25 protein-coding genes and 2 tRNA genes are annotated in these 25,838 nt (G+C 59.3%); 12 read left to right on the top strand and 15 right to left on the bottom strand.

The window, feature by feature from the left end; genetic code table 11:
• Positions 1–15: 15 nt before the first annotated feature.
• Together ACNSN4_RS11430 and ACNSN4_RS11425 are read right to left on the bottom strand one after the other, a co-directional pair.
• Positions 16–1,281, bottom strand: coding sequence for a GNAT family N-acetyltransferase (locus ACNSN4_RS11430; RefSeq protein WP_418285943.1), 1,266 nt, complete (start codon positions 1,279–1,281; stop codon positions 16–18).
• A 78-nt stretch (positions 1,282–1,359) separates the two neighbouring features.
• Entirely contained in the window at positions 1,360–2,460 is a 1,101-nt protein-coding gene (locus ACNSN4_RS11425; protein WP_418285942.1) for an NADH:flavin oxidoreductase/NADH oxidase, read from the bottom strand.
• Between the two features lie 158 nt (positions 2,461–2,618).
• On the opposite strand from ACNSN4_RS11425, the gene ACNSN4_RS11420 reads away from it, so the two are divergent.
• Entirely contained in the window at positions 2,619–2,780 is a 162-nt protein-coding gene (locus ACNSN4_RS11420) for a hypothetical protein (protein ID WP_418285941.1), read from the top strand.
• A 674-nt stretch (positions 2,781–3,454) separates the two neighbouring features.
• Here ACNSN4_RS11420 and ACNSN4_RS11415 read toward each other — a convergent pair.
• From ACNSN4_RS11415 to ACNSN4_RS11400, 4 genes are all read right to left on the bottom strand, one after another.
• On the bottom strand, positions 3,455–4,000 hold the full coding sequence (locus ACNSN4_RS11415) for a DUF1684 domain-containing protein (protein ID WP_418285940.1): 546 nt from the start codon (positions 3,998–4,000) through the stop codon (positions 3,455–3,457).
• Between the two features lie 107 nt (positions 4,001–4,107).
• Positions 4,108–4,809 (bottom strand): helix-turn-helix domain-containing protein, encoded by a 702-nt coding sequence (locus ACNSN4_RS11410; RefSeq protein ID WP_418285939.1) that lies wholly within the window; start codon positions 4,807–4,809, stop codon positions 4,108–4,110.
• Positions 4,810–4,914: 105 nt separating this feature from the next.
• Positions 4,915–5,193: a DUF7521 family protein gene (locus ACNSN4_RS11405; RefSeq protein WP_418285938.1), complete on the bottom strand. Its 279-nt coding sequence runs from the start codon at positions 5,191–5,193 to the stop codon at positions 4,915–4,917.
• On the bottom strand, positions 5,190–5,576 hold the full coding sequence (locus tag ACNSN4_RS11400) for an ArsR/SmtB family transcription factor (protein WP_418285937.1): 387 nt from the start codon (positions 5,574–5,576) through the stop codon (positions 5,190–5,192). The genes ACNSN4_RS11405 and ACNSN4_RS11400 overlap by 4 nt, the downstream gene beginning before the upstream one ends.
• A 142-nt stretch (positions 5,577–5,718) precedes the next feature.
• Here ACNSN4_RS11400 and ACNSN4_RS11395 point away from each other — a divergent pair, with 142 nt between their 5' ends.
• Together ACNSN4_RS11395 and rnhB are read left to right on the top strand one after the other, a co-directional pair.
• A complete protein-coding gene (locus ACNSN4_RS11395) occupies positions 5,719–6,090 on the top strand; it encodes a 30S ribosomal protein S8e (RefSeq protein ID WP_418285936.1) in 372 nt (123 codons plus the stop codon).
• 85 nt (positions 6,091–6,175) lie between these two features.
• Positions 6,176–6,937, top strand: coding sequence for a ribonuclease HII (gene rnhB, locus ACNSN4_RS11390; protein ID WP_418285935.1), 762 nt, complete (start codon positions 6,176–6,178; stop codon positions 6,935–6,937).
• Positions 6,938–6,994: 57 nt separating this feature from the next.
• On the opposite strand, the gene ACNSN4_RS11385 is transcribed toward rnhB, so the two are convergent.
• Both ACNSN4_RS11385 and secF read right to left on the bottom strand, forming a co-directional pair.
• Positions 6,995–8,584, bottom strand: coding sequence for a preprotein translocase subunit SecD (locus tag ACNSN4_RS11385; RefSeq protein ID WP_418285934.1), 1,590 nt, complete (start codon positions 8,582–8,584; stop codon positions 6,995–6,997).
• On the bottom strand, positions 8,585–9,469 hold the full coding sequence (gene secF / locus ACNSN4_RS11380; protein WP_418285933.1) for a protein translocase subunit SecF: 885 nt from the start codon (positions 9,467–9,469) through the stop codon (positions 8,585–8,587).
• 163 nt (positions 9,470–9,632) lie between these two features.
• Between secF and ACNSN4_RS11375 the strand changes: the two genes are divergently transcribed.
• On the top strand, positions 9,633–9,983 hold the full coding sequence (locus ACNSN4_RS11375) for a DUF7968 family protein (RefSeq protein WP_418285932.1): 351 nt from the start codon (positions 9,633–9,635) through the stop codon (positions 9,981–9,983).
• 66 nt (positions 9,984–10,049) lie between these two features.
• On the opposite strand, the gene ACNSN4_RS11370 is transcribed toward ACNSN4_RS11375, so the two are convergent.
• Positions 10,050–10,520: a DUF5812 family protein gene (locus tag ACNSN4_RS11370; RefSeq protein WP_418285931.1), complete on the bottom strand. Its 471-nt coding sequence runs from the start codon at positions 10,518–10,520 to the stop codon at positions 10,050–10,052.
• An 83-nt stretch (positions 10,521–10,603) separates the two neighbouring features.
• Entirely contained in the window at positions 10,604–11,161 is a 558-nt protein-coding gene (locus ACNSN4_RS11365; protein ID WP_418285930.1) for a DUF8056 family protein, read from the bottom strand.
• A gap of 175 nt (positions 11,162–11,336) precedes the next feature.
• On the opposite strand from ACNSN4_RS11365, the gene ACNSN4_RS11360 reads away from it, so the two are divergent.
• Positions 11,337–12,032: an undecaprenyl diphosphate synthase family protein gene (locus ACNSN4_RS11360; RefSeq protein ID WP_418285929.1), complete on the top strand. Its 696-nt coding sequence runs from the start codon at positions 11,337–11,339 to the stop codon at positions 12,030–12,032.
• A 20-nt stretch (positions 12,033–12,052) separates the two neighbouring features.
• On the opposite strand, the gene ACNSN4_RS11355 is transcribed toward ACNSN4_RS11360, so the two are convergent.
• The 3 genes from ACNSN4_RS11355 to ACNSN4_RS11345 all read right to left on the bottom strand — a co-directional run bounded on the left by ACNSN4_RS11355 (position 12,053) and on the right by ACNSN4_RS11345 (position 14,260).
• Entirely contained in the window at positions 12,053–13,219 is a 1,167-nt protein-coding gene (locus ACNSN4_RS11355; protein WP_418285928.1) for an inorganic phosphate transporter, read from the bottom strand.
• Positions 13,220–13,389: 170 nt separating this feature from the next.
• Positions 13,390–13,460: transfer RNA gene (locus ACNSN4_RS11350), tRNA-Gly, on the bottom strand.
• A 104-nt stretch (positions 13,461–13,564) separates the two neighbouring features.
• Entirely contained in the window at positions 13,565–14,260 is a 696-nt protein-coding gene (locus tag ACNSN4_RS11345; protein ID WP_418285927.1) for an enoyl-CoA hydratase/isomerase family protein, read from the bottom strand.
• A gap of 59 nt (positions 14,261–14,319) precedes the next feature.
• On the opposite strand from ACNSN4_RS11345, the gene ACNSN4_RS11340 reads away from it, so the two are divergent.
• The 7 genes from ACNSN4_RS11340 (at position 14,320) to ACNSN4_RS11310 (ending at position 23,511) form a co-directional block, all read left to right on the top strand.
• Positions 14,320–14,985 (top strand): DUF7114 family protein, encoded by a 666-nt coding sequence (locus tag ACNSN4_RS11340; RefSeq protein WP_418285926.1) that lies wholly within the window; start codon positions 14,320–14,322, stop codon positions 14,983–14,985.
• Between the two features lie 103 nt (positions 14,986–15,088).
• Positions 15,089–15,160 (top strand) — tRNA-Thr (locus tag ACNSN4_RS11335).
• A gap of 196 nt (positions 15,161–15,356) precedes the next feature.
• A complete protein-coding gene (locus tag ACNSN4_RS11330; RefSeq protein ID WP_418285925.1) occupies positions 15,357–16,481 on the top strand; it encodes a tyrosine-type recombinase/integrase in 1,125 nt (374 codons plus the stop codon).
• 255 nt (positions 16,482–16,736) lie between these two features.
• A complete protein-coding gene (locus ACNSN4_RS11325; RefSeq protein WP_418285924.1) occupies positions 16,737–20,774 on the top strand; it encodes an HNH endonuclease in 4,038 nt (1,345 codons plus the stop codon).
• Between the two features lie 76 nt (positions 20,775–20,850).
• Positions 20,851–21,366, top strand: a complete 516-nt coding sequence (locus ACNSN4_RS11320; protein ID WP_418285923.1) for a hypothetical protein — start codon at positions 20,851–20,853, stop codon at positions 21,364–21,366.
• Complete coding sequence (locus ACNSN4_RS11315) at positions 21,356–23,065, top strand: hypothetical protein (RefSeq protein WP_418285922.1); 1,710 nt, start codon at positions 21,356–21,358, stop codon at positions 23,063–23,065. Before ACNSN4_RS11320 ends, ACNSN4_RS11315 begins: the two co-directional genes overlap by 11 nt.
• Positions 23,062–23,511, top strand: coding sequence for a hypothetical protein (locus tag ACNSN4_RS11310; RefSeq protein WP_418285921.1), 450 nt, complete (start codon positions 23,062–23,064; stop codon positions 23,509–23,511). The genes ACNSN4_RS11315 and ACNSN4_RS11310 overlap by 4 nt, the downstream gene beginning before the upstream one ends.
• Positions 23,512–23,530: 19 nt before the next feature.
• Here ACNSN4_RS11310 and ACNSN4_RS11305 read toward each other — a convergent pair whose 3' ends face one another.
• Positions 23,531–23,950, bottom strand: coding sequence for a hypothetical protein (locus tag ACNSN4_RS11305; protein WP_418285920.1), 420 nt, complete (start codon positions 23,948–23,950; stop codon positions 23,531–23,533).
• Positions 23,943–25,784: a type IV secretory system conjugative DNA transfer family protein gene (locus ACNSN4_RS11300; protein ID WP_418285919.1), complete on the bottom strand. Its 1,842-nt coding sequence runs from the start codon at positions 25,782–25,784 to the stop codon at positions 23,943–23,945. The genes ACNSN4_RS11305 and ACNSN4_RS11300 overlap by 8 nt, the downstream gene beginning before the upstream one ends.
• Positions 25,785–25,838: the final 54 nt, after the last annotated feature.

Raw genomic sequence — 25,838 nt, 5'->3', positions numbered from 1 at the left:
TTGCCGTCGGGGAAGTCAGAATCCCTCTCGGAGGTGGGTCGTCCGCGACGGGAACAGCTCCCGGAGGTCGGTGGCGAGCGCGGAATCGACGGTGGGCGGTGAATCGACGGTGGGCGGTGAATCGACGGTGAGCCCACCGCTCCGAACCGCCTCGCTAACCGATTGATAGCCGACGTACAGCTGCGAGAGGGTACCGATATCGAGCGCGACCGTCGCGGCTGTATCGGCGGCTGGGTCGTCGTCCGTCGGCTCGGCCGCCACCGTCCCGTCCGCGACGGCGACCCGGAACGTCCCGTCGTTCCACTCGACGAGCGGGTCGGAGACCGAAAGCGAGAACGCGGTCTCGATCGCGGGGTCGGGAGCGAGCGCTTCGAGGGCGGCCGCGACGTCGACGATCCGGACCATCGGTCCGGTACGGGCCTCGACGTCGACGGCGCGGGGGTCCGCGACGAGGTCGAGCAGCGGCGCGTCCGGCGGGGCGCGAATCCGGGCCTCGGCGATCTGCGAATCGTGGTTGCGGACGAAGCGCAGCAGCTGGAACCACGCCTCGTCGTCCGCGACGGCGACGTCGGTGACGCGCATCACCGTGTCGTCCGCGTCGTCCGGGTCGTCGTCGAAGCTGTACGCGCAGACCGCGCGGAGCTCCCCGTCGCGCTCCCACCCGTAGACGAACGGGTCGGTCTTCCAGCCTTCGAGGGCGCGCTCGCGCCACCACTCCTCGGTCCAGTCCATCGTCAGGTCGTAGCGGTCCGCCATCGCCGCGAGCACCGGTTTCACCGCCGGGTAGTCGTCCCCGCCGAGTCGGCGGAAGGTCCCGGCGTCGTCGCCGGCGGTCGCGATCAGGTCGTCGACGAACCCGAGCTGGTCCGGCGGTGCGGTGAGACGGCGATAGCGGCTCGCGGTCGCCCAGCCGTAGTTGCTATAAAAGGGGTACTCGAAGGGCCACAGCGTCGAGACGAAGACGCCGCGGTCGCGGTACTCCGCCAGCGACTCCCGGAGCAAGCGGCCGACGTTCCCCCGTCGGCGGTGCTCCGGCGGGGACGCGACCGCGGAGAGGCCAGCGACTTCACGGTCGACACCACGGATCCGCAGCGAGAAGTAGTGGTGCGCGCAGACCGCGACCGGGTCACCGTTAGCGTCGAAGAGTCCTCGCGTGTCGGCGATAGTGTCGTGCTCCTCGGCCTCTTCGGGATCGTACGGCCCTTCGGCGGGGGAGAACGCGTACCGCATGAACGCGCCGAACTCGTCGCCGCGCTCGTCGGGAAACGATCGGTACTCCATACGCGGTCGGCTCGCGGGAGGGGAATAAGTCTTCCCGGAGCGTGCGAGGCGGTCGCAGTCAAACAGGGCGCGGTGCCCTCAGTCGAACCGCCCGCGCCGGTACTGCACCGGCCACTCGACGTCGGCGCCGAGCTCGTGGGCCGCTTCGAGCGGCCAGTACGGGTTCCGCAGCAGCTCGCGACCCAGCGCGACGAGGTCCGCCCGCCCGTTTCGAACGAGCGCGTCGGCGTGGGTCGGCTCCGTGATCCCGCCCACCGCGGCGACCGGCACGTCGGTTCCCTCGCGGATCGCCTCGGCGTAAGGGACCTGGTAGCCGGGTCCGGTTCCGGGGAGCTGCTGGTCCGGGTGGATCCCGCCGCCGGAGACGTCGATCAGGTCGGCACCGGCCTCGGCGAGCAGCGGGGCCAGGCGCACGGAGTCGTCGACGTCCCACGAGTCGCGATCGGGGAGCCAGTCGGTCGCGGAGATCCGAACGAAGACGGGCTTGTCGTCGGGCCAGACCTCGCGGACTGCGGCCACGGCCTCGCGGACCAGTCGGGTGCGGTTCTCGAAGCTCCCGCCGTACTCGTCGTCGCGGTCGTTCGTGACCGGCGACAGGAACTGGTGGAGGAGGTAGCCGTGGGCGGCGTGAACCTCGGCGATCTCGAAGCCGATATCGAGCGAGCGCTCCGCCGCGGCCGCGAACGCGTCGATCACGTCGTCGATGTCGTCCCCGTCCATCCGCCGGGTCGCGGCCCGCACGTCCTCGTCGACGCTCGGATCGGGGTACGGGGCGTCGGTCGCGGAGATCGTCTCCCACCCCGCCTCGTCGTCTGCCGGAATCGGGTCGCCGCCCTCGGACGGAGCCCGGTGTGAGGCCTTCCGCCCGGCGTGTGCGAGCTGGATTCCGGGCGTCGCCCCCTGCGACTTGACGAAGTCGACGATCGGCGCGATCGCCTCGGCGTGCTCGTCCGACCAAATTCCGAGACAGCCGGGCGTAATGCGTCCGCGCGCCTCGACCCCGGTCGCCTCGGTCATCACGACCCCCGCGCCGCCGACGGCGCGAGTTCCGAGGTGGGTCCGGTGCCAGTCGTTCGCGAACCCGTCGTCCGCGGAGTACTGACACATCGGGGACAGCATTACTCGGTTGCGGAACTCCGTGTCGCGCAGCGAGAACGGCGTGAAAAGCGAGTCGGTCATCGTCGATGACGACGAGGGGCGACGGGTAATGCGCTCCGGTTCCCCACGCGGATCGCCGACGTCAAAACGACAAAACGACAAAATGCGCGTCGGCTCGACTGGGATGCGGTTTAGGCCGACCGAAATCTATAACCCCTCGCGTCTCTGACGGACCGGCAATGAGTACCGGGGACCGGATCGAACGCAGCGTCGACGAATCGACAGACGCACGGCCGACGGTCGCGGCGAGTCGTTGTTCGCCCGACCGCACCGTCTTCACGGAACAGGGGAACACGGACGCGTGGATCGCGACCGATCTAACGGTCGAACTGAAACGATAGCGGTACCGCGGCTGCAGATTGCGGTCGCTGGCCCGAAATTAAAATCGGCCGGATCTGTTGACGTCCTACTGTTCAGACGTGTTCTCGTCCGAATAACCGGTCGCTGAGGAGTGCAAATTTTCCGTTGTCATTTTTGTCAACTCAGAGATATTTCCTGATAGCCGTGCAAGATGCAGGGCGCGTATGTGACACGCCGTATTATAAACCAGCGGTAGGGTCGAATCGGTCCATACAGGCGCATATTGTCTCATAGGATTTTATTCCGTTAGTATCTGATATCGTCGATATGGCTCAACAAACAAACCAGTCGGGTTTGCAGGGAATCGCAATCGCCCTGCTGGGATTCCAACTGATTGTCGCTGACATAGCACTGTTCCCCGACAGCGGATCGTTGCTGGTAATCGGAGGCACAGTTATTGGTGGTCTTGGGGTCCTTCACAGCTTCAGACCGCTCGTCTAACCGTATATCTACTGAGTGGTCAATTAACTGTTTTCTGTGTGAAAAAAATGAGTCGTCGTGCTGAACTCAACCTCTGTATCTTGCACGTCGCTACGGACATATTGTGGAGCGGTTGGCGTTCGGCATCGGTACGAGGTATCCTGTATTGACCGCACCCGGAACGGGATACGTCAGTCACAGGGGTTTCAGTAGGCCCAACCGACTCGGTTGAGATCTACTCCAAATCGGGCGCCTTCTCGCCGGCGGGGACGACGACCTCCAGCCAGTTCTCTTCGGGCGGGAGCGGACACGAGAACGTCTCGCTGTACGCGCAAAACGGGTTGTACGCGAGATTGAAATCTATCGTGACGACGTCGCCGTCGCCGAGTTCCCCCTCGGGCTCCAGCTCCATGTACCGACCGTGGTGGTACGTCTGTTGCCCGGTCGTCTTGTCGCGGAACGGAACGAAGATGGTCCCCTCGTCGCCCTCTTGTTGATAGCCAGCGAGCGTGTGCTCCTCGCCGCGGAGGTCGAAGGCGAAGGTGACGACTCGCAGGTACCGCACCGGGTTGCTCGCTGTCGTCTCCATCTCGACCGGTCCGGGGTCGTCGTGAACCGTCACCGTCGCTTCGACTCGGTACGCCGGGTCGGGGTCGAAGTAGTCGAGCCCCTCGAAGCCGTCGCGGTGCTCGGGCGGGATCGGCGACTGCGGGTGCTCGGCGAAGAACTCGTCTTTCTCCCGGCGGTTGGCGCTGAGGCGCTCGGCGTAGTCGTCGGTCATGGCGGGGTCGACGGTCGCCGCGGGTTTCAGGGTCGCGGTTCGGTCGAAGCATATCGGTCCGGTCGCGGGTTACGAGCCCGCACGTCGGTCGCGAGACCACCACTCGGTCACAACGCCTGCAGGTCGGCCAGACAGTCCTCGAGGTCGCGGGTCGACGTCGCCAGCGAGAACCCGTCGACGCGGGCGAGGTCGCCGGCGTGGTCCCACAGGTCCTCGGCTTCGATCCCGTGGAGCACGACCGCGTTCGGCGTCGGGCTCACGACTCGCAACGCGACCAGCGGCGACTCGCCGCGAGTCACGCCCGTAAAGACGAGCGCGCGGTTCGTCGACTGGCCGTACAGGCGGTAGAACTCCTCGCTGGAGAGTCGGGTGATCGCTTGGATCGAGTTGATCACGGTGTGGCCGTTCACGTGGTCTTGGTCTCCACGGACGATCTCCGTCGCGCCCATCGCCTCGTAGAACTCCTCGACGGGAACCGCCGTCGAGTACTCGCGGAGATCGTGGACGATGTCGCTCTCGAAGCCGGCGGAGAGCACTCGCGCGTACTGGCGGAGCCGCCCGCCGCCCCGTCGCTCGTCGATGTCGAGGAGTCCGTCGACGGTTCGTCGCACGACGCCGATTCCGGGGCTCTCACGGCGACCGCTCTCGTAGTCAGAGATCACCGACGAGGAGACGTCGAGCTGGTCGGCGAGCTCCGTCTGTGAGACGTCGAAGTCGGTCCGCCACTTCCGGAGGGTTGCCCCGGGATCGTCGCTCAGCGTTATCTCGCCCGCGATCCGGCGCGAGAGCTCCTCGCGTGCGTCGGTCATTACCGATATCGACGGCCGAGCGCCGCAAAAGCCTACCGAAACGGGGGTTCGTCGAACGTCGATACGTGGGTGAGAGCGGTTCGATCGCGGCCGTGGTCCGAGCGGTCACTCCACGTAGAGCGAGTAGACGATGACGCCGAAGCCGACGGCGGTTAACAGGCTGTTAATCGCGATTCCGACGGCCAGATCCGTGCCGATAATCTGATGCGAGACCCCGCCGACGAGCGCGCCGACGGTGACGATCCCGAACCCGATCCCGAGCGCGCGGAGGGACGGATCGCCCGTGCGACCGTACGCCCGGAGCGCGTAGTAGGTGATACTACCACCGAGCAACAGGATGGCGGTCTTTGCGACGATGATGATGAGGTTGAGGTGTGTCGTCATGTTTCTTCTCGTAGCTCGGACCACAGGTCCGCGAGTCGTTCGTCCCGCGTGCGCTCGGGTCGCGTGAACGCAACGTCGAACGTCCGGTTCCCGTCCGTCTCATCGATCGAGACGGTGACGGTCTCGAACGAGACGGCGTACCGGGTCGTGTGCTGTCCGTCGCGACGGATGTCGGTCGACTCTTCCAACAGCGAGGCGTCGGTGAGTAGCTCCAGTTTTCGATACGTCGTGGACAGTGGGATGTCACACTCTTCGGAGAGGTCACTCGCCGTCTTCGGCTCGGAGAGCGCGGCGACGATCCGCCGCGCGGCGTCGTCGGCCAACGCGTCCAACACCTCGTCTACCGACGGCGGATCCTCCTCGCGTGACGGGTCCCGCACCATACGTGACCGTTCGACCCCCGGAACTTAAACCATCGAACTTCGGTCTGCACCGCTCGCCTCGGAGCGCCCAACGGCGCGTCTGCGGCTCTCGGCGCCAGCACGAGTCGAACGCTTCAAGTATTCGCTGACTGTTCGTACCTGTATGAAAGACCAGGGACGCTCCACCCGCAAGCGAACCGGCGGCCGACTCAAGCACGCCTCGAACAAGAAGCGCCACCAGCTCGGACGCGAGCCCGCCGAGACGACCGTCGGCGAGACGCGAGTCCAGTACATCGACTCCCGCGGTACCGAGTCGAAGGTCCGCGCGCTCTCGACGAACGTCGCGCAGGTCGCCCAGGACGGCGAAGTGTCGGAAGCCGAAATCGAAAACGTCGTCGACAACCCGTCGAACGTCAACTACGCCCGCCGGAACATCATCACCAAGGGCGCCATTATCGAGACGTCCGCCGGTCGCGCCCGCGTCACGTCACGCCCCGGTCAGAGCGGACAGGTCAACGCGGTCCTGCTCGACTGAGCGAAATCGGCTCCCCACCTACCGACGCCGACCTGCCGCGACTGCTTTCTGAACGTATTTATTTTCCGACCCCGACTACCGACGTGTGTACCTCGGCGTCGACGAGGCCGGAAAGGGGCCGGTGCTCGGCCCGATGGTCGCCGCGGCCGTGATCGCGGACCCCGCCAGCCTGCCGGCTGATATCGACGACTCGAAGCGGATCAGTCCGGCGCGGCGTGACGCGATGAACAGCGCGATCCGCGACATCGACGGCGTCGCCGTCGGCGTGGCGTTCGTCGAACCGACCGAAATAGACCGCCCCGACACGGACATGAACACGCTCACCGTTCGGGGGCAGGCACGGGCGATCCGAGCCGCGCTGGTAGGCCATGCGGGCGCTGACGGATCCCACGGCGCTCGCGACCCCCACGGCGCTCGCGACGACCGCGGCGACCGCGACGGTCACGACGAACCGATCCGCGTCCTCGCCGACGCGGGCGATACGAGCGAATCGCGATTCGCTCGACGGCTCGGCGAGTTCGTGGCGGATTCCTCGATAGGGGACGGGACGGATATGCCCGCGGTCACCGTCGACGCTCGACACGGTGCCGACGGAGACGACCCCGTCGTCGGTGCCGCGAGCGTCGTCGCCAAGGTCGCCCGCGACGCGCGGATGGCCGAAGTCGACGACGCGTATCCCGACTACACGGACGTCGGTAGTGGATATCCCAGCGATCCCGCGACGCGAGCCTTCCTCCGCGAGTACGTCGCCGACCACGGCGACGTGCCGGACTGCGCGCGACGCTCGTGGGCGACCTGTGACGACGTGCTCGCGGCCGCAGAACAGTCGGGACTCGACGAGTTCTGAGACGGTCACGCGAATTCTGATCCGAGTGTGCGAGCGGATCGCGCTCGCGCTCGACCGCTACCGTACCGTCAGCAGACGCCGCAGGATGTCGCCGTACGCCGGGCGAGTGATCAGGACGCCGATGAGGACGCCGAGGATGGTGAAGATCGCGAACCCGGAGAGGTCCCCGAGCGAGAGCACCATCAGCGGCGACATCGCGATGATCGTCGTCGCGGCGGCCGCGCCGATCACCCAGAAGGCGCGGCGGAACCGCGAGTCGAACACCTTCCGGGAGTTCACGTCGCCCTCGCTCATCACCTCGTCGGCGATGATCACGAGGTCGTCGACGCCGGTGCCGACCACCGCGATGAAGCCGGCGATAACCGCCAGCTCGATCGGGTAGTTCACTAGCGCGGCGAACCCGAGCAGCGCGTACACCTCAGCGAGCGCGGTGACGATCATCGGAAGCGCCACACGCGGTTCGCGGTACCGGAGGAACACCATCCCGGCGACCGCGAAGATCGCGAGCACGCCGGTGATCATCGAGTAAATCCGGAAGTTCTCCCCCTGTGTGGCCGAGATAGTCGAGGAGGTCCCCTGTCCGCTGATGTCGAGGTCGGCCGGGAGCGCGCCGGCGCGCAGGTTGATGGATATCGTCTGTGCGCTGCTGAACTCGCCGGTCGTGAGCCGGAAGTTCCCGGTGTCGGCCCACGCTCCGCGGCCCATGCTCGCGGCGAGGTCCGAGTCCATCCCGAAGGAGTTGACGACCTCTCCGTCAACGGTGAGTAGGAGACACGGGTTGCTCACGTCGTCCGGGTTCTCTCGGTAGTCGCACTGGGCGGCGTCGGAGCTGTACGCCGAGGGGAACCCGCGATCGACGATCGCCTGCTGGAAGCTGTGTGCTGGCGACTGCTCGCCCTCAGCCGCGGTGTTACGGACCGTCACGGGCACGTACGCTCCCGGTCCCTGCTCGCTCTGTGCGGCGGTCCCGATGTCGTCGAAGTCCTCCTGAACCAGCGCCTCTTCTTGAATCGCCGTCCCGTCATCGGTCGGATACGCGATGTCGATCTGGACGGTCCCGCGCTCTTCGAGGAGTTCGATCACGTCGCTCCGGTCCTCGCCGGGGACCTCGACGAGCATGAAGTACTCGCCGGTGATCGACTGCACCTGCTGGACGCTTCCACCGGAGAGCCCCGCCTCGTTGATCTTCCCTTGGATGACGCTCTGTGCGACGTCGCGGGTCTCCTGTGTCACTCCGCTACGGATACTGCCGTACTCGTACCCCGACGCGTCCATCGCCGCCTGGAACTCTGCCTCAGTTACCGACTGGTCGGTCACCTCGATGGCCCGTTCCTCGGCGTTCGCGTTGACGTCCCGAGTCGACACGCCGTCCAACCCGTCCGCGACCGCTCTCGCCGCGTCGGCCGGGACGTCACCGGCGAAGTCGACATCGGTCGCGGTGTAGCCGACGAGCGGCGCACGGACACGCGTCCCGCCGGCCAGATCGAGCCCGTACTGGAGGTTCGTTATCCCCTGCTGGGCCTCGGCGGTGTCCTCGCCCGGCGCGGTGTCGGGCCCGAACTGCGGCGCGAACAGCGCGACCGACGCCGCGACCACGACAACGGCCAGCAGCAGGACGCGCCAGTTGTTCTTGATCGGCTCCAACATCTACCGGTTCACCCCCTCGAACTTGTACCAGCGGAGCAGTGAGACGTTCATGAGATACGTGTTCATCAAGTCGGCACAGAGGCCGACTGCGAGGATGATCCCGATGTTCCGGAGCAGGTCGATACCGAAGACGGACGCGACGATCGCCATGACGATCATCGCCGCCATCGACGTGAGCGTCATCGTCACACCGGTGCGCGTCGCGCGGCTGACCGACTCGTAAAAGTCGCCGGTCCGGCGCAACACGGAGTTGTTCAACAGGATGTCCGAGTCGACGCTGTATCCGATAATCATCAGCAGCGCCGCGATCGTTCCGAGCGTCATCTGAATCCCGAGCAGGTTCATCACTGCGATGGGGATGACCAGGTCGGAGAACGCGGATGCGACGACTGCGACGGAGGGAACGAACGTCCGGAACAGCGCGAACACGAGCACGCTCATCCCGAGGAACGCCAGTCCGACGCCGAAGATAGCCGTCTGTGCCGTGTCGGCCGCGAAGCTCGGCGACACCTGGTCGATCGCTTCCGTCGCGAGCCCGGCCGCCTCGGCTTGGTCCTCCAAGTCGTTCGCCAAGCCGTCCGGATCGTCCGCTGTCGATCGGAACGTGACGACGTACACGTCGTCGGCGGGGATGGACCGGACCGAGTCCGGCTCCTGATCGAACGCGGTCTCGATCCGCTCTTCCATGTTGCCGTCGCCGTCGTCGGCGATCCGGAGCTCGACGCCGCCCGTGAACTCCAGCCCGAGATTCGCCGGCGCACCCGTGACGAGGTACCACCCGCCGATGATCGCGAGCGAGAGGACGAGAATCGCGAGCGGAATCGCCACCAGTTGCCGGTTCGAATAGTCGGTGTAGTTGATCTCCGGTACCTCGATCGCTACCATAAATACCGGTTCCTTCGCGGGCGCGAATAAGCCTTCTTATCTCCGTACCCCTGCCGTCCGCCTGTCTCCGCACCGAGTGCGACGGCTGCGGAAACCGCCGATGAAATCTCGACCTACCGGTACCGCCGAAACCGATAGGCCCACGGCTCCCCTACGAGCGCGCATGACCGAACCAGAAGCGACCCGCGTCGTGCTCTCGTACCCGGACGGCCTCAGCGGGTGGGGACGCGACCAGATCCGAACGCCGCACTACCGCGCGTACTTCACTCGCGTCCTCGGCCGGGTCGCCGTCGGAGACATCCGTGAGGAGTTCGTCGACGTCGGCTGTTGCGGCGACAGCCTCGACCTCTCCTTCCGCGTGGAGCGGATCGAAGCCGACGGCGCGGGCGTCGACGAGGCTGTCGTCACGAGAGCGACCGCGATCGCCTACGAGACGCGATCCGGTGATGTCGAGGGCGGATGGCGCGTCCAGAGCGCCGGCGGCCCGACCTGTGCGATCCCCGATATCGAGTGAGGCGCCCGGCGGACCCGCCGCGCCGCTCACCCGTTGTGACGGCCACGCCTCCTCGACGTCTCCCGCTCAGGGCAGATACCGCACGGCGACGACCCCCGGCTCCGACCGGATTTCGACCCGGTTCACACCGAGACGAGCCGCCCGCGATAGCGTCCCCTCGCGGTCGTCGATCACGTCGGTGACGGCCTGCTCGGTCGCGTCTTCCGGAGGCGTCAGCACGTGGATCTCGCCGATACCGGCTCTCGGTTCGCGAGCGAGCTCGCCGGTCGAGGTCTCCGCGGCGAGTTCGCGCTCGTGGACCGTCGGCGGCTCCGGGCTCTCCTCGATGGAGAGCGAACGCCGCTCGGCGATCGCTATCACCTGATACGTGACTTCCATCGGAGGATCGGGCGCGACGGTGGCCTCGACCGCGTCGTCCACTGAGAGTCCGGGGTTCGAACTCAGCGTGTGCACCTGTCCGTCGTGGACGTCTTTCAGCACCGCGGAGTCGCTCTCGACGTGCGTGACGAGGAACGTGCTCTCCTTCTCGTCGGTCATTACCGGTCCGTAGGCGGTCTTCCCTTTTCCCGGTTTCGAGGGGCGGCGTCTCTTACCGCTCTCGCCGTCGCAGCCTCCACGCCTCAGTCGTCGATCGGTTCAGCGTCGGGATCGCTCGCTCTCTCGTCGGTCTCTCCCGGCAGCCGGTATCGGTAGTGAACCCAGAACACGACGGCTGCGGCCACGACCGGCGGAACGACGCCGGCGGGTTGGGGAAGCGCATACAACGCGCTGACGACGACCGATTCGGCCGGATCGCGCAGTCCCGCTGGCGCCGAGATGACCATTCCGAGGTACAGCGATCCGAGGAACAGGAAGCCGGCGTACGCCAGCATCCGGTCGTAGCCCGGCTTCACCGGGTCGTCGCGACGGTGGCGCCGCGCGACGAACAGCAGCGGCGCGAGCAGCGGCGCGACGGCGGCGAACCCGGCGAGCACGTACAGCGACCGAGAGAACAGGAAAGTCCCGCTTTGGACTCCGGCCGTCTCGCCCATCCAGACGACGAGCGCGAGGGTGACGACCGTCGCGATCAGTCCCGCAGTGATCGCACCGAGGACGCCGTAGAGGCGCATCGTCCACGAGTCGGTGTTGCGGATCGCGTAGGGGATCGCACCGAACACCCCACGGTAGCTGTCGGTCATTGCCGATCGTACGACCGACGTGGAATTAAACCCGTTGTCCGCCGTCTTTCCATCCACCCTCGACGCCACGGTGCGATCGGCGCGGACGACATCGCGGACCGCCGCAGCGAACTCCGCCGAGTCGCTTCCCGTCTGCGAGCGTGGAATTTTATACGCCCGGCCGGAACCGAAACGCGTGGGAGTGTACGACAACTATCTCGCCGTTCGCCACCGCCTCCACGAGGGGGACCCCCCTGAACACGTCGCGCTCGTGCTCACCGAGCGCGACCTCCTCGCCGACGGCGCCTTCGACACCCTCTCGTCGGCGCTCGGCTGGGCGCTGGAGTACGGCGCGGAACGCGTCACCGTGTCGGTCTCCGTGCTCGACGCCTCCGTCATCCCGACGCTCACGCGGGAACTCCGCCGGATGGACGCTCCCGAACGCGTCGTCGTTCGCGGTCCGGACGACGTGGGATCGACGGCCGATCAGCGGGACGAAGGGTCTGACGAGGATATCGATTCGGCGGACGAAGTCGCCGATTTAGCCAAGACAGACAGCGGAGACGGCGACGCACCGATTCGCATCACGGTCGGGCTCGGCGGCAAGGCGGAGTTCGCGGCGGCGGTCCGCGACCTCGCGAGCGACGTCGACGCGGGTCGCCTCGATCCCGATGCGATCGACGCGGACGACATCGCGGACCGGCTCGTGTTCTCCGAGGAGCCGGATCTCGTGATCAAGACGGGCGCGGAGCGGCTCTCCGACTTCGCGATCTGGCAGTCCGTGTACGCCGAACTCTACTTCACCGATGTAAACTGGCGCGACTTCAGGCAGCGGGACTACCTCCGGGCCGTGCTCGATTTCCAGGATCGACAGCGCCGCTTCGGACGGTAGCCGCTCCCGGCTCGTCGGCGCTACCAGACGAACGAAAACAGCACCCAGAACGTCCCCAACGCCCCTATCGTTGAGAGGAGCGGGACGATATTCTGCATGAGTACCACGCGTGCGCTGGTGGTCGGATTGAACAGATCGGACGCCGACGGAATGTCCGCCGGGTCGCCCTCACCGATCGCAGGCGTCTCGTCGGCCGCGAGCGCACCGACCGAGACGTTCGGCTCTTTCTCGCCGCGGATCCCCTGTTTGACGGACACCGTCCGCGTCGCACGACCCCATCCGAGTCCGACGATCGACATCGTGGCGATGATCACGAACGAGGCCGGGATGCCGACCGCCGAGAGCGCGATCACGATCCCCGAGGAGACGACGGCGACGACGATCGCCGCGGTCAGCGGCAGGTCCGTGATGTCGTTACCGAGCGTGTCGAGCGTCCGGCGCGCGATGGTGAACGCGCCGACCGCGACCGCCGCGCTCCCGAGGAGGATCATCGGCGTCATCTCGACGCCGTCCAACGCGACGAGCGGGGCGATCGCGTTCGCGATGTTCGACGTGCCCGAGGAGAACGCCATCAGACAGCCGATAGAGATGAGCACGACCCCGCCGACCAGCTCGCGACGAGTGGTGTTCGGTCCCGCGACGGGCTTCGGCACGAGTCCCGAGCGGTCGAACTCGAACAGCGCGCCGTCGGTGCTCTCTATCGCCACCCACCTGTTGATCGCGGGGTAGAAGTACCGGCCGACGATCCCCGAGACCCAGAAGCCGATGATCGGCGCGACGAGCCACCAGATGGCGATCTCGCCCATCACGGCTCGGTCGAGAGTTCCGGTCGCCAGTCCGAGTCCGGCGATGGACCCCACGGCCGTCATCGACGTCGACGCCGGCACGCCCGCGTAGTTCCCGACGAACAGCGCGCCGCCGATGAAAAAGAGGACGATAATGCTCGTTTCCAGGGTGAACACGTCCGCGCCGGTGATGAGGTCCTCGCCGAGTGTCGTCACGACCCGCTGACCCAGCGTGCCGGCTCCGATGAAAAAGAACACCGACATCAGCGCCGCTGCGCCCGCTTTCGAGAGTACGCCCGCGCCGACCGCCGGTCCGAACGCCGGTCCGGTCGTCGCGCCGCCGATGTTGTATCCGACGAACGCCGCGACTACAAACCCGACGAGAAGGAGCAGCTCAACCATATACCGTACAAACAGGACGTGCGGGGTTAAACGAACAGGTTCGCGCGCACGGTGAGACGGTGACGCAAGGAAACGGGGCGGGCGAAACGCGGTCAACAGATGCAGTCACTTCGTTCGCGAGTCCGCTGAACGGAGTGAAGCGGACGCTACCTGACGGAGTCAGTCGGAAGTGCACCGGCCGAGATTTGAACTCGGGTTGCAACCATGGCAAGGTTGCGTGATACCACTACACTACCGGTGCGTGCTTCGGTGCTTCGCATGTGACCGTACCGCCGAGACTCACTTAAAGCTGTCACATTCGACTGACTGCGTGGGGTCGTCTGGTTCGGTCGTCGCGCCTCGCGGTTACCGCTTCCGGCCGTCGGCGATCTCGCCCGCATGCGCTCGGACCAGTTCGGCGAACGCGGCGGCCTCTGCACGCTCTTGAGCGTCGTCGTCGCGCCGATCTCGCACCCGGGACTTGATCGCCCGAAGTGCGTCCGGCTCCCCCGCCGCGATCTCGTCGGCGACCGCACGCGGGTCGTCGACGACGCGAGAGACGAGTCCGGTTCGGAGCGCCGCGTCCGCGTCGAGCACGCGTCCCGAGAGCGAAAAGTCGAGCGCGTCGCCCTCGCCCATCACCCGCGGCAGGCGAACGGTCCCGCCCCACGCGCCGAAGAGTCCGAACGAAACACCGGGTTCCGCGAACGTCGCCGCGGGCGTGGCGACTCGCGCGTCGGCCGCGAGCGCGAGTTCGACGCCGCCCCCGCGAGCCGCGCCGTCAATCCCGCAGACGACGACGGTCTCCGCGTCGGCGATCGCCGACATCGTTCGCTGCCCGCGGCGTGCGAACGGCTCGGGGTCGTCGAGGTCGGCGACGGTATCGAGGTCGGCCCCGGCACAGAAGGCGTCGCCGGCACCGCGGAGATAGGTGACCGGTTGGTCGGCGTCCTCAACGGCGGTACGTAGGGCCGCCAGATCGGTCGGTCTGAGCGCGTTTCGCCGATCCGGCCGATCAACGGTCACGACGCGAACGCTCGCCTCGTCGGTGGTGCGGATCACGTTCGTGAATCCCGTTCGTTTCCAAAGGTCTTTGCCCTTCCCTCGACTACCGTGAGGTAATGGACGATGCCGCGCGAGCGCGTGACGCAGCCCGCGAGGCGCTCGCGGACGTCGAGCCCGAACAACTGCGTGAGACGCTCGAAACCCGTATCGTAGATGCCGCCGTGACGCCCGGCGTGCTGGCGCTGGTCACCGCCCGAGCGCTCGACCCCGACGTGGACCCCGGAGACGTCGTGGACCGTGCGGCGGGCGTACAGCTCATCTACGAGGGGCTCCGGCTCACCCGCACGGTGGCTCACGACGAACCGTGGGTGACCGCGGCGACCCGCGAGTCCGACATACAGGCCGATATGGACGTGCTCACGGCCGACGTGCTCGTCTCCCGCGGCTTCTCGCTGCTCGCGTGTACCGACGCGGCCGCCGCCGCGGTCGAGGTCGTTCGCAGCTTCGGACGCGACCAGACGCTTCGCGACCGCGATGGCGTCACGCCCGGCGCCGCCGCCGCGCTCGACCGGAACTTAGAGGTCGACGCCCTCGAACTCGCCGTCGTCGCGGGCACCACCGCCGTCGGCGGCGATCCGCCCGAGGAACTCCTCGCGTACGCCCGAGAGCTCGCCGCGGACTACGACGGCGAGTTCCCGCCGCCGGGTCGCGCCCTCCCCGAGACGACCGCTGACCGTATTGCGGACATCTCAGATCGGGCCGTGAGCGCCACTGATCGGTAAACGCGACCGCCCGACCGCGCCCCGATTGTCCCGTGCGATCTCGTGACGGGTCGCCGGAGAATCGAAACCCCTAAAGTCGGTTCCGGTCAACGGAGAGTTGCGCGCCTGGGTAGCTTAGCGGTAAAGCGCGTCCTTGGTAAGGACGAGAGCCCGGGTTCAAATCCCGGCCTAGGCTTTCTATCCCTGTTACGTCCGGTAGTTACCGGGTTCTTCGTCGGTGAAACAATGTACACCACGCAAGAACGAGTACCCGGTGTCATTTCCGACACCCCGACGCAGTACAGCGTTTTCGAGGAAAAGACAAGCATATTACATTACACATTTAAAATTTCGCGTGGAAAAGATCTAGATCAAGTAGAGGGATCGAATCCATGACGTACAGCTCTGAAAACAAAGTAGACGGGATCGTACTCGTCACCGAAGACGCAGAAGAATATCTAAACCCCAGACAGGAAGTTACCTACCGCGAGCACCGCCGCAATATAACCGAATGGATGCTCGCACTCGGTAAAAACCCGGAGAAAGCAACGGGCTACAGCCATAGCACCGTGAAAAACCGGATGAACCGATTAGACCTGTTCTACCGATTTATCTGGAACAGGAAAGGCCGGTACGTCCAAGAGCTGACCACGGATGACGCGGACGCTTGGATGCGGCACTTGGCGACCGAGGAGATGAAGGAGTCTACGAAGAATCACTATCAGAAGGCCGCGAAGTCCTTGTTCAAATGGAAACGCGAAGCCCGGAACAAGGATGTTGAGTGGGAGCCCGAGATCAGTTACAGCGATCCCTCGACTACGTATACTCCAAGGGATTACCTGACGAAGGAAGACCGGCGGAAGATGCGGGAAGCATCAATGGAGTACGGAAGTGTACCCCACTACAACAGCGTAACACCCCAGGAGCGCGATAGATGGAAGACGTATCTCTCTCAGCGGCTGCAGAAACCCAAGGAAGAAGTTACGATGAAGGACTGGCAGAAAGCCAACTCCTTCAAGTATACTTCGATGATCCACGTCGCACTGGATGCGGGTCTACGTCCTATCGAAATCAAACGCAGCAATCTTCACTGGGTCGACACCCAAAACGGAGTCCTGAGAATACCCCGCGAAGAATCTTCCAAGAACCGGGAGAACTGGATAGTTGCACTCAAAGAAGAAACCAACTCCATATTGAAGCGCTGGCTCGACGAACGAGAAACACGAGAAAAATACGATGGCCGAGACGCACTCTGGCTCACAATGTACGGCAACCGGTACAACAAAGACTCGTTTAGAGACGTCTTCCGGAAAATCGCCCGTGAAGCCAACCTCGACTTAGAGAACCGAGACCTAACACCGTACAGCATCAGACACAGTACTGCGACCTACATAGCCGAGCAAGAAGGGCTCGCAGTAGCAGCCCAACAATGCCGACACAAATCCAAACGCACCACTGAAAAGTACGAGCACAGCAGCACAAGCCGACAGCAAGACGCCGTCAACAACATAGACTAAAAGCAACACTCTCCCCCACTCTCCCAATCTTCCTTGGCCCTCAGTAATCGCATTACAGTGTATAGTCGTTCACTGTTCCAAACCTGATTCAAAGCACTCAGTCTAAGCAGGTAGGTAGATCTATGACCTCTTTAGAACCTGGTTTTCAAACCGGATGGTTTTGATAGGGGCTGTTTCGGACCTGGTTTTAAGAGCCTCTGAACCGGGGATTCTAAAAGAATATTATTACCATTCCAACTACGAAGTGCAATCAAGATGACTATCAAGCGGTCAACTCTGAAAACTCTCTGGGCAGCATCGGGGAACCAGTGCGGCCACCCTGACTGTGAAGAAGAAGTTGCGGATACCGAGCAGGAAATTGTGATCGGTGAAATCTGCCACATCAGAGCCCAAAGCGAAGGCGGACCCAGATATGACCCTGATTTGAGTGAAGACGAGGTCGACGGCTATTCTAATCTTATTCTCCTCTGTCCCACACACCATACCTACATAGACAAGAATCCGGAAGAGTACCCGATTGAGAAACTGGAGCGTTGGAAACAGCAGCAAGAGGATCAAGACTCGGCGGAGACAGAACTTTCTGACGAACTCCTGACCGAGCTACAACTAACTGACTCAAAACTAGAGACGGAAGTCGAAGTCTCCATCTCAAACGCTAAAGACCGGTATACACCGGAACTCCACGTTGACACCCGCGCCTCGGACATTTTCGAACCGCTCGGCAGAACACCGGCCTTCATAGAAAACGTTGAAAACCGGTTAGAAAACCTCGACGATGAAGCAAACAGCCTTTTCACCGATAATTACATCTCCGTCTTAGAACGTGCGGACGAAGACGCCTATCTAGAGCTACGAGAAGCGGTAGAGAAAGTCCCAGAGTTACTCCAAGATATCGACCAGGTACCTGAAGAAATCCCGATTCAAGAGCTACATGAAACACTCAATCAAGCTGATAAGGCAACACAGGAACTGGAACCAGAACTCCGCACCCTAAAAGAAGAGGCAGAAGAAGATACCAGGGAATCTACGGAAAAACGAGCTCTCTACCACTTCCGGCAGGTCCGAAGCGAAGTCCACAATCTCCAAAGATTTGCTGACAGCAAAGACCTACAGGTAGCAGAAACACCAACTCTAAAATTGCTTGGCAAAGCTGGAATGGGGAAGACCCACTTGCTCTGTAACGTCGCCAGAAACCGGGTGGAGAACGGTTACCCCACTGTCTTAGTACTGGGCGAGAACTTCTCCGACAGAGATGTCTGGACTCAAATCATCGAACGGTTCGGGCTGAACTGTACGACTGAAGATTTCCTTAGTGCCCTGAACTCCCTTGGTAAATCTCGTGGCGTCCGATCCTTGATAATGATTGATGCACTGAACGAAAGCCCTGATCCAAGGATTTGGGCAAGGCAGCTTCCAGGTGTACTGAAAAAACTAGAGGGCTACCCGTATATCGGGCTCTGTGTTAGTTGCCGTACTGGATATGAGGATCTTGTAATCCCAGACAGTATCGAGGAAGAGGTAGTTGAGACACGTCACGGTGGGTTCCGAGACGTAGAGTACGATGCGGTTCGAAAGTTCTTCGACGCTCACGGTATCGAACATTCCTCGATCCCGGTTCTAAAGCGTGAGTTCCAGGTACCCCTGTTTCTGAAATTGTTTTGTGAGAACCTGGAGAGACAGGGACAGAGCAGGGTTTCACATGGACCCGATGGGTTAACCCAGATTTTTGAAGGATATATTGATGGTGTCAATGACCGACTGTGGCGAAGGCTGGATTATGACCCAAATGAGAATAAGGTACGGCAGGCTGTAGATGCCTTGGCCCGTGAAATGGCGGAGGATGGAGAAGGGACCAAGCGTTTAGCCAAGAATAGGGCTAAAAGAATTGTGAATGAGATTTTGCCGGGGAGACGGTATTCAGAGAGTCTTTACCGGCATATCTTAAGCGAAGGTGTGATTTCGGAGGTTGTGCCGTTTGAGGAAGCTGCCAGTGAGTCTGTTAGATTCTCCTACGACAAGTTCGCAGATCACATGCTAGCACAGCAATATCTAGATCTATACGTAGAAGATGACTTCGGGCAAGCTGTATCTGAGAACAAAAATCTACAAGAGATATTTGATAACCCGAATCTGTATCCAGGCCTGATTCAGGCGTTCGCCATCCACCTTCCTGAACAAGAGGGTGTGGAGATATTCGAGTACCTTGATTCGGACGAGATACTTACACAGTTCATCAAGAGCCTAGGTTGGCGTGATCCTGAAACCCTGACTGACTCGGACGGCGGACTGAAAGAAGAGGTTGAAGAGTATCTCTGGGAAGAGATCGAGCTTCTTGATGACTTGCATGAGTTGTGGCGCGTCTTGCTTACCTTGGCTACAAGCACCGACCATCCCCTGAACGCAGAATACCTACACGAGGTACTCACAGGTTTTGACGTGGCTGACCGAGACTATGACTGGTCTAAGTTCCTTCACGAGGAATTCAAGGAGGAAACATCCGAAGTCTTCCGACTGATTAACTGGGGATACTCTCTAAAGCATGAACCGATTGAATCGCCAGAATTGAAACGCTTAATGTCAATTTCGCTCTCCTGGTTCTTTTCCTGTCCCAATAGATACGTCCGAGATCGAGCCACCAAATCAATGATCAACGTCGTCGGTTCTGATCTTGAGCTCTACATTGACCTGATCGAGCGTTTCCAAGATGTGAATGATCCGTACATTTTGGAACGTGTATATGCAGCGGCTTACGGAGGCGTTCTACGACACAGGGAGAATGACGCATTAACTGAACTAGCTGATACAATCTACGAATTAGAATTCGCGGCAAATGACCCAACGCCTCACCTCTTGACCCGAGACTACGCCAGAGGAATAATCGAACTGGCCGACCACCAGGTCGAGAGTTACACTGTAGACTTAGACAAGGTCAGACCGCCATATGATAGCTCTTTCAATATCGATATACCGACCCCTGAAGAGCTGCAGGAGCAGGTAACTGAACGACTGAAAGACGCAGATACAGAGCTGGAATCCCGTTTCTGGATAGGATTAACAGGATCAGGATTTGAGGGAGACGGTTTCAGTGACTTTGCGAGATACATCGTAGGCACCAACCACGACAGTAGCCACGTCCACGGTTATGATTTATCCGGCGCAGAGGCACTCCGCTGGATTACGAAGCGAGTATTCGATCTTGGCTGGTACCCAGACTACTTCGGCGATTTTGATCATTACTTGAATCGATGGTCAAACCACGGGAGAGGGACAAGGAAGCCGGAACGGTTCAGTAAAAAATACCAGTGGATCGCCTACTACGAATTGGTGGCCTGGGTAACCGATAACTGCGACTTCGCTAATCCGACAACTGAAAGGCCTTACAAAGGTCCCTGGGTCTATTTCGATAGAAATATTGATCCATCAGTTTTAGATCCCGAAGCTGGTTCTGAACTGTCTCTTGATGACGTTGTCGAGTATGACTGCCGTATCGACGAAGCCCCGACTGAGGATTGGATCGAGGATCACGATGAATTTCCTGAGTTAGTATCCCTACTGGAGCTTCCCGTAAGCGGTGATGAATGGATACCGTTGCATACTATCTACAAGTGGAGGGCTGAGGAGGATACAGAATCACGGCTTGACCGGGATGTCTTCTGTCGGATTGATCCTGTGATTGTAGACCAGGACAATAAACAGGAGCTCGTGGATTGGATTACTGAGAACTGGGTAGAGAGCGACGAAATGAAAAGCACACTTGTTTCTCTCCCCGTTTTCACTCAGACCTTTAGAGGCGAGTATCCGTGGCATCCACTGGTTGAAGACCGATGGGAAGACGATGCTTCGGTCATCAGAGGTTGCCCTGTTGATGTCGAGAACACGGCCCTGGACTTACTATGGGAGGCAGAGTACGATTGTTCTGTAGAAGAAAAGTACGGGATGTATGGACCGTCACCCTATCTCGCGGATCTACTGAATCTGGAATGGGTTGTGGATACGAAGGAGTTCAGACAGCAATCGTCAAACCCGGTTCGAGTAGCTGATCTCTCCAAATCGGAGGGCCTGTACGACCGGGTGAATTCCTTGTCGATGATCGGAGCAAGCAGAAATATTCTGGAAGAGTTGGATAACGAGGGTTTAGAGATTGTCTGGGTTGTCCAAGGCGAAAAGAGAATGATCACAGGGGATATGCGAGGAAATCAGATAGGTCAAACGCAGACAAGAGCAGTATTCCATCTTGACGAGGACGGAGAATTCGTCGGAGACACCGAGAGTGACTACTATAGTTTTGATTAACCGGTTTGTTGAACTCCTTAGTCGGCGGTAGGTGTGAGGGGAAAGTTATCTAACTTTTTGGTGTTGATGGTTGTTTATGCAGCTTGGTAAGCAGATTCAGCAGAGTTGGGGTGCTCTGTTTCTCTTCGTTTATGCCGCTGGTTTTCTGTACTTGTCATCGTTTGAGTTGAGCAGTCCGGTTTACTTCTTGGCTGCTGGAATTCCTTCTGCTAGCTTGGTCTTTCTCAGTGTGGTTTTCAACGATGGTTTGATGGAGTTTTTCGCGGGTGATGTGATTGAGGAGAGCTTCAAGAGCATCAATGAAGGTACGGGAGACGATGAGTTCTATTGGGATGCTGATCAGGATACGCAGGACCGTATAGATAGAATGGATGGCAAAGCACACCGCCATTTGGTAACGGTTCTTTCTGGGTTGTTGATCGGGTTTTCGCTGCCGTTTGCTGTGAACTACTTGTATGGATTGATGTATGCCGGTCTTTCGTTGATTGGGTCGCTGGTTGTTATCTACTTATTCAGCTATCGGGAATATCGGAGCCTCCGACAGGTAGTTAAAAGTTCAGTAAAATTGTACGATATAACCGATGAGGATTGACTCCCTGGATATCGAAGAGTTTGCTAGCGGCGAGCATCGAGGCATGGAAATCGAATCTGTAAGCAGGGAATCTCAGTTGCTCAGGGGAGGAAGCAGGACCGGTAAAACACTGACTTTCAACGCTATTCTCTACAATCTTCTTGGAGCACAACATACTATAGACTTAGCAACAGGACGGCAGAACAAGGTTGAACTCGAGTTCACGAACGATACCCGGTTTTTCCGGGGTAATCCAGAAGCCGAGTACGAAAGAGGAGACGAAACATTACAGGGTTCAAAAGCGTCAGAAGCATTCTCAAACGATCTTGGGGCTACTACTCTGCTGAAATCTCTCTTTGTCCACTCTCATATCGGGAAGATGCCGTTAGACGAGTTGAGTCGAAGTCAGAGAACCAAACTGATTCGGAGCGTTACCAATAGAGAGCTTGAACAGAGAATTTCCCGGCTGGAGGATGCTGAAGAACAACTAGGCGAATTAGTGATTGAGACGAAGGATGCCAAGCGTCGTCTTTCAGAGGAGGAGTCTGATCTTGATAGGCAGATCCGTGATTTAGAGTCACAGAAGGAGAAATACAACCGACTTGAATCCCAGATTGACTCTGGTAAATTGGCTGAACTCAGCCAACAGTTGAAGAAAGATGAAGAGTTGGAGAACAGGCTTGATGAGTTATTCAAGGAAAAAGAGGGATTGCGCAAGCGTCTTCGGAAGCTACACCGGAAGAAAAGGAAACAAGAGAACTACGAATCCGAAGTTAATGATATAATTGCAGAGGCAGTCAACGATTTTGTCTGTCCAACCTGTGACCGCAGAATTACGACTGAGAAGGCTAAGAACCGGATTCAACGCGGCTACTGTCCATACTGTGGTCGCGACCACTCTCTTGACGGATTGAAGCAGCGTTTAACCCAGAAAATCGAGGAGTCAGACGATCTGCTTGCTGAGTTGAAAGAAGAGATCGAAGAACTACAAGCCCAGCGAGATGAGGTCTCAGACCATATTGAAGAGCTGAAAGAGGATAGACCCGAACTCGAAGAACTTGATGGGTTCACTAAGCGAAGACTAGATAACTACGAGCATAATATCCAGCAGGTTCAGGATCACGTCCAGGAAGAGTTGGAATCGATCTCATCCAGTTTGGAGGAACTTAGATCCGACCGTGAAACTCTTGATGAGAGGGTTGAGGCGGTAAAAAGGAAATCTGAGGCCTACTCTGAGGCATATGATCATGCATCAGAGCTGGTTGAGGAACTGACTGAGGAAAGCTTTGAGGCAGGAATTCAGGAGTTCAGTGAGGCCTGGGAAGAGGCATATAACCAGATGAACTCTAATCTGCAACTTGGAATCAGTATCTCTGAGGAGGGTCGAATCCAGTTCCCTGGAAGGAACAATCTACGTGAGTACGATAGAGGAGGCAACCTGAGCGGTTCAGAACTACATCTATTGAACATCTCCTTTGCTTGTACCTTGAGCCGTTTTGCGACTGAAAGCGGGGTTATCGAGTGGGATACCATTGTCCTAGATGAGCCGTTTTCAAATCTTCAAGAGGAAGAGAATAGAGATGCAGCTCTTGAGTACATCCTATCTCTGGACAAGCAGATGATTGTAACCACGTCTAACACCTCTATTGATACACGTTTTGACCAAGTGGAGATACTGGAAAGAGAGCCTCTACAGACCAAGATAGGTGACTTCATATGAGTGAGGACAACGAGGGTGAGGAGTATCATCCGCGGTTGATGATGCTGTCTGAGTTTGACGGAGAGATAGAAGGCCGATTGAAGTTTCATAAGTCACTATACCAGTACCGGAACTCAGAGGCTGATTCTGATGACTGGAAATTCAGAAGGGAAGAGCATGGTCCACTTGACCCTGGTTTTTCGAGCAGGATGCAGTCTTATGAAGACTTGGAGATGGCCGAATCAGATGAAGACAGAGAACCTCACCGTTTCCGGATCACGGGGAAAGGCGAGCGGTTTGTTCAAGGACTGTCAAAGGGGCTTTCAAAATTAAAAGATGGATTCGACGAGAAGCAGGAAGCGATGAGAAGTGTTGCGTCTAGGAATAAGGATCGGACAGGCTCTGAAATTGAGCAGGATGAGGATGTACAAGACGCAAAAGACGAGCCGTATCAGACTGACGTTTGATTTTCTCTCTATGACTTGGTTATTCGAGTAGGTGTTTTTGGACTTGTTTTCTGAAGCTTTGAACCGTAGACTCCAGTTTTTGCATTTGGTTGTCGAGCCTGTGGACTTTCTCCACGAGTTCCTTTCTGCTCAGGTTTTCGTACTGCTCTACATCTTCTCGTTCAATGTGTTCTAGGTACTGTTCTCCTTTCTGTGTGAGGTGGGCTTGTTTCGGTGTTTGGAAGACTCTTTTTTGGCCGTTGATTCTTCGGGTGGTGTAGCCGTCGGGTTTCTCCACGTGTATTAGGCCGAGGTCTTCGAGTTTGGTGAAGCAGTAGTTCACCTCGTGGTTTTCCAGTGTGGTTGTCTCTGTGATTTTCTGGATATCATCTTCCCCAGTTCGAATGGCTTCAAGTACGGCTTGATCTTTGTCCCGTAGATCTTCATCTGGGTCAGTCATCGGCTTGTGTTAGGACGCAGGGTTGGCCGAGGGCGGTACAGTATCCGTCTTCTTCTCGAAGGAAACAGAAGTTTTTGAGTTCGTCCTCAGGGAGATTATCGAGTTCGGGGCATTCAGCTTCTACAGAATCGTTGTGGATTGTTATCTGGTTTTCACTGGCTTCGATGATACGGTACTCACCGTTCTCTAGCAGTGTTTCGGTGTCGGTGAATTCATCGTCCTCACCTTTGTAGTAGCTGTAACTACCGTCTGTGTCTTCGTGGTCCTGGCCTCGACGATTAACAGGGTCTGTAAGTATATTCTCCAATTTCTTCGCGTTACCCTGCTGGACGACAAAGATGCATTCCCGGCCCTCTTGCGTGGCACGTAGGTAGTTGGTTAGGACCTTCACCGGCTTCGAGAGTGTGGAGTGTTCGGCTTCGAGATGTGCTATAGAGCCGTCTGGGAGAATAATTTTGCCGTCGGGTTTGTCGTCACCCTGTCCTTGGTATAGGAGGTTGACTTGGGTGCCTTCCCCGTCTTCCTCTAAACGTGTTTTGGCGGTGAGCAGTAGCTGTTCGTGGAGTTCTCCACCAGCATTGTTCCCTTTCCCTAGTGACTGACCGAGCTGCACTCCACCCTTTTGCTGGGTTCGAGGCGTAGCGACCGAGTACTTCTTTTTCAGTTCCTCGACGTCGACTTGGTCTTCATTGGTCCAGGGCGGGTAGGTGTCGAAGATAACAGCTGGTGTTTGTTGTCGATCACTGGGTGTTTGCAGTGCTGCTCGGAAACGCCCCAGTTGGTTCACCTCGTCTTTGGAGATCTGATTCAGTGAGGAGAGTAACCTGTTTTGCTGGTCGCTATCACTGGGTTTGAACACGATTTTACTGCGGCAGTTGTTGAGGACGGCCTCCCGCATCTTGGAGGAATCAAGGTTGGAGAGGTACTGTGTTGCCAGCCAGACACCGAGCCGGTATTCCCGTGCTTCACTCAGCATTTTGGCGAGGGCGCTTCCTTCGCTTCCGAAGTTCTGGAGCTCGTCGACATACAGGAAGAACGGTGTCCGGTTTTCCTGTTTTTCGGTGATCCGGCTTTGTGCTGCTGCCCAGACCTTTGTAATCACTATACTGCCGAGAAGTTGGGACACGGTGTCTCCGAGTTCGCCTTTCTGAACCTCTACTAAGATGATCTTCTTCTGGTTGAGTGCGTCTCTGAAGTTGATATCGCTCTCAGTACTGGAGACGATTTCTCGGATGGTGGAGTTCATCACGAAGTCGTTCAACCGGCGTTGCAAGGGCTCCATTTGGTAGCTGCTCATATCCTCTTTGACCCGGACCAACTGCTCACGGACCACCGTATCCTCGGTGCGGTCGATTAATTCGGAGAGCGCATCGTCTTGGATGACGCAGCGGAAGACGTCAAGCAGTGAGTTCGTTTCCTGATTTTGAATGTTTAGGTCGATATGTGCCCTCAGCAGTGTTTCAAGCACTCGGCCGAACTGGTCACCCCAGTTCTCGCTTCGACGTTTGAATAGGTTGATGAGATCGGAGACAATGATCTCTTTCTGATTCTCCTTTTGCTGCCGAGTCATATCCTCGGTGACGTAGGGCTCTAATACGTTGATCGAGGGAATGTTCTCTTGGGCAGGATTGACGTAAAGTACATCATCTAACCGATCATCTGGAAGCTTAGACAGTATCTGATTGATGGCGTCTCCTTTCGGGATCACCATGCAGAAACCACGGTCTTTGTGGGCGTCCTGTAGGGCTGCGTGAATCATCAACTGGGTTTTCCCGTAACCAGTCGGTCCCGTGTTGAGTACGTGGATCAAGCGTTTCTGGTCGGGGATTCCCACGTTTTCTTCGACACCGAGTGTACTGGTATGGGTGCCAAGGAACGTGGTTGTGAA

The sequence above is a fragment of the Halorubrum marinum genome (assembly GCF_048381195.1).
Lineage (GTDB): Archaea > Halobacteriota > Halobacteria > Halobacteriales > Haloferacaceae > Halorubrum.
Note: the sequence above shows the minus strand (reverse complement) of the source record. Positions and strands in the feature narration are given on the sequence as shown.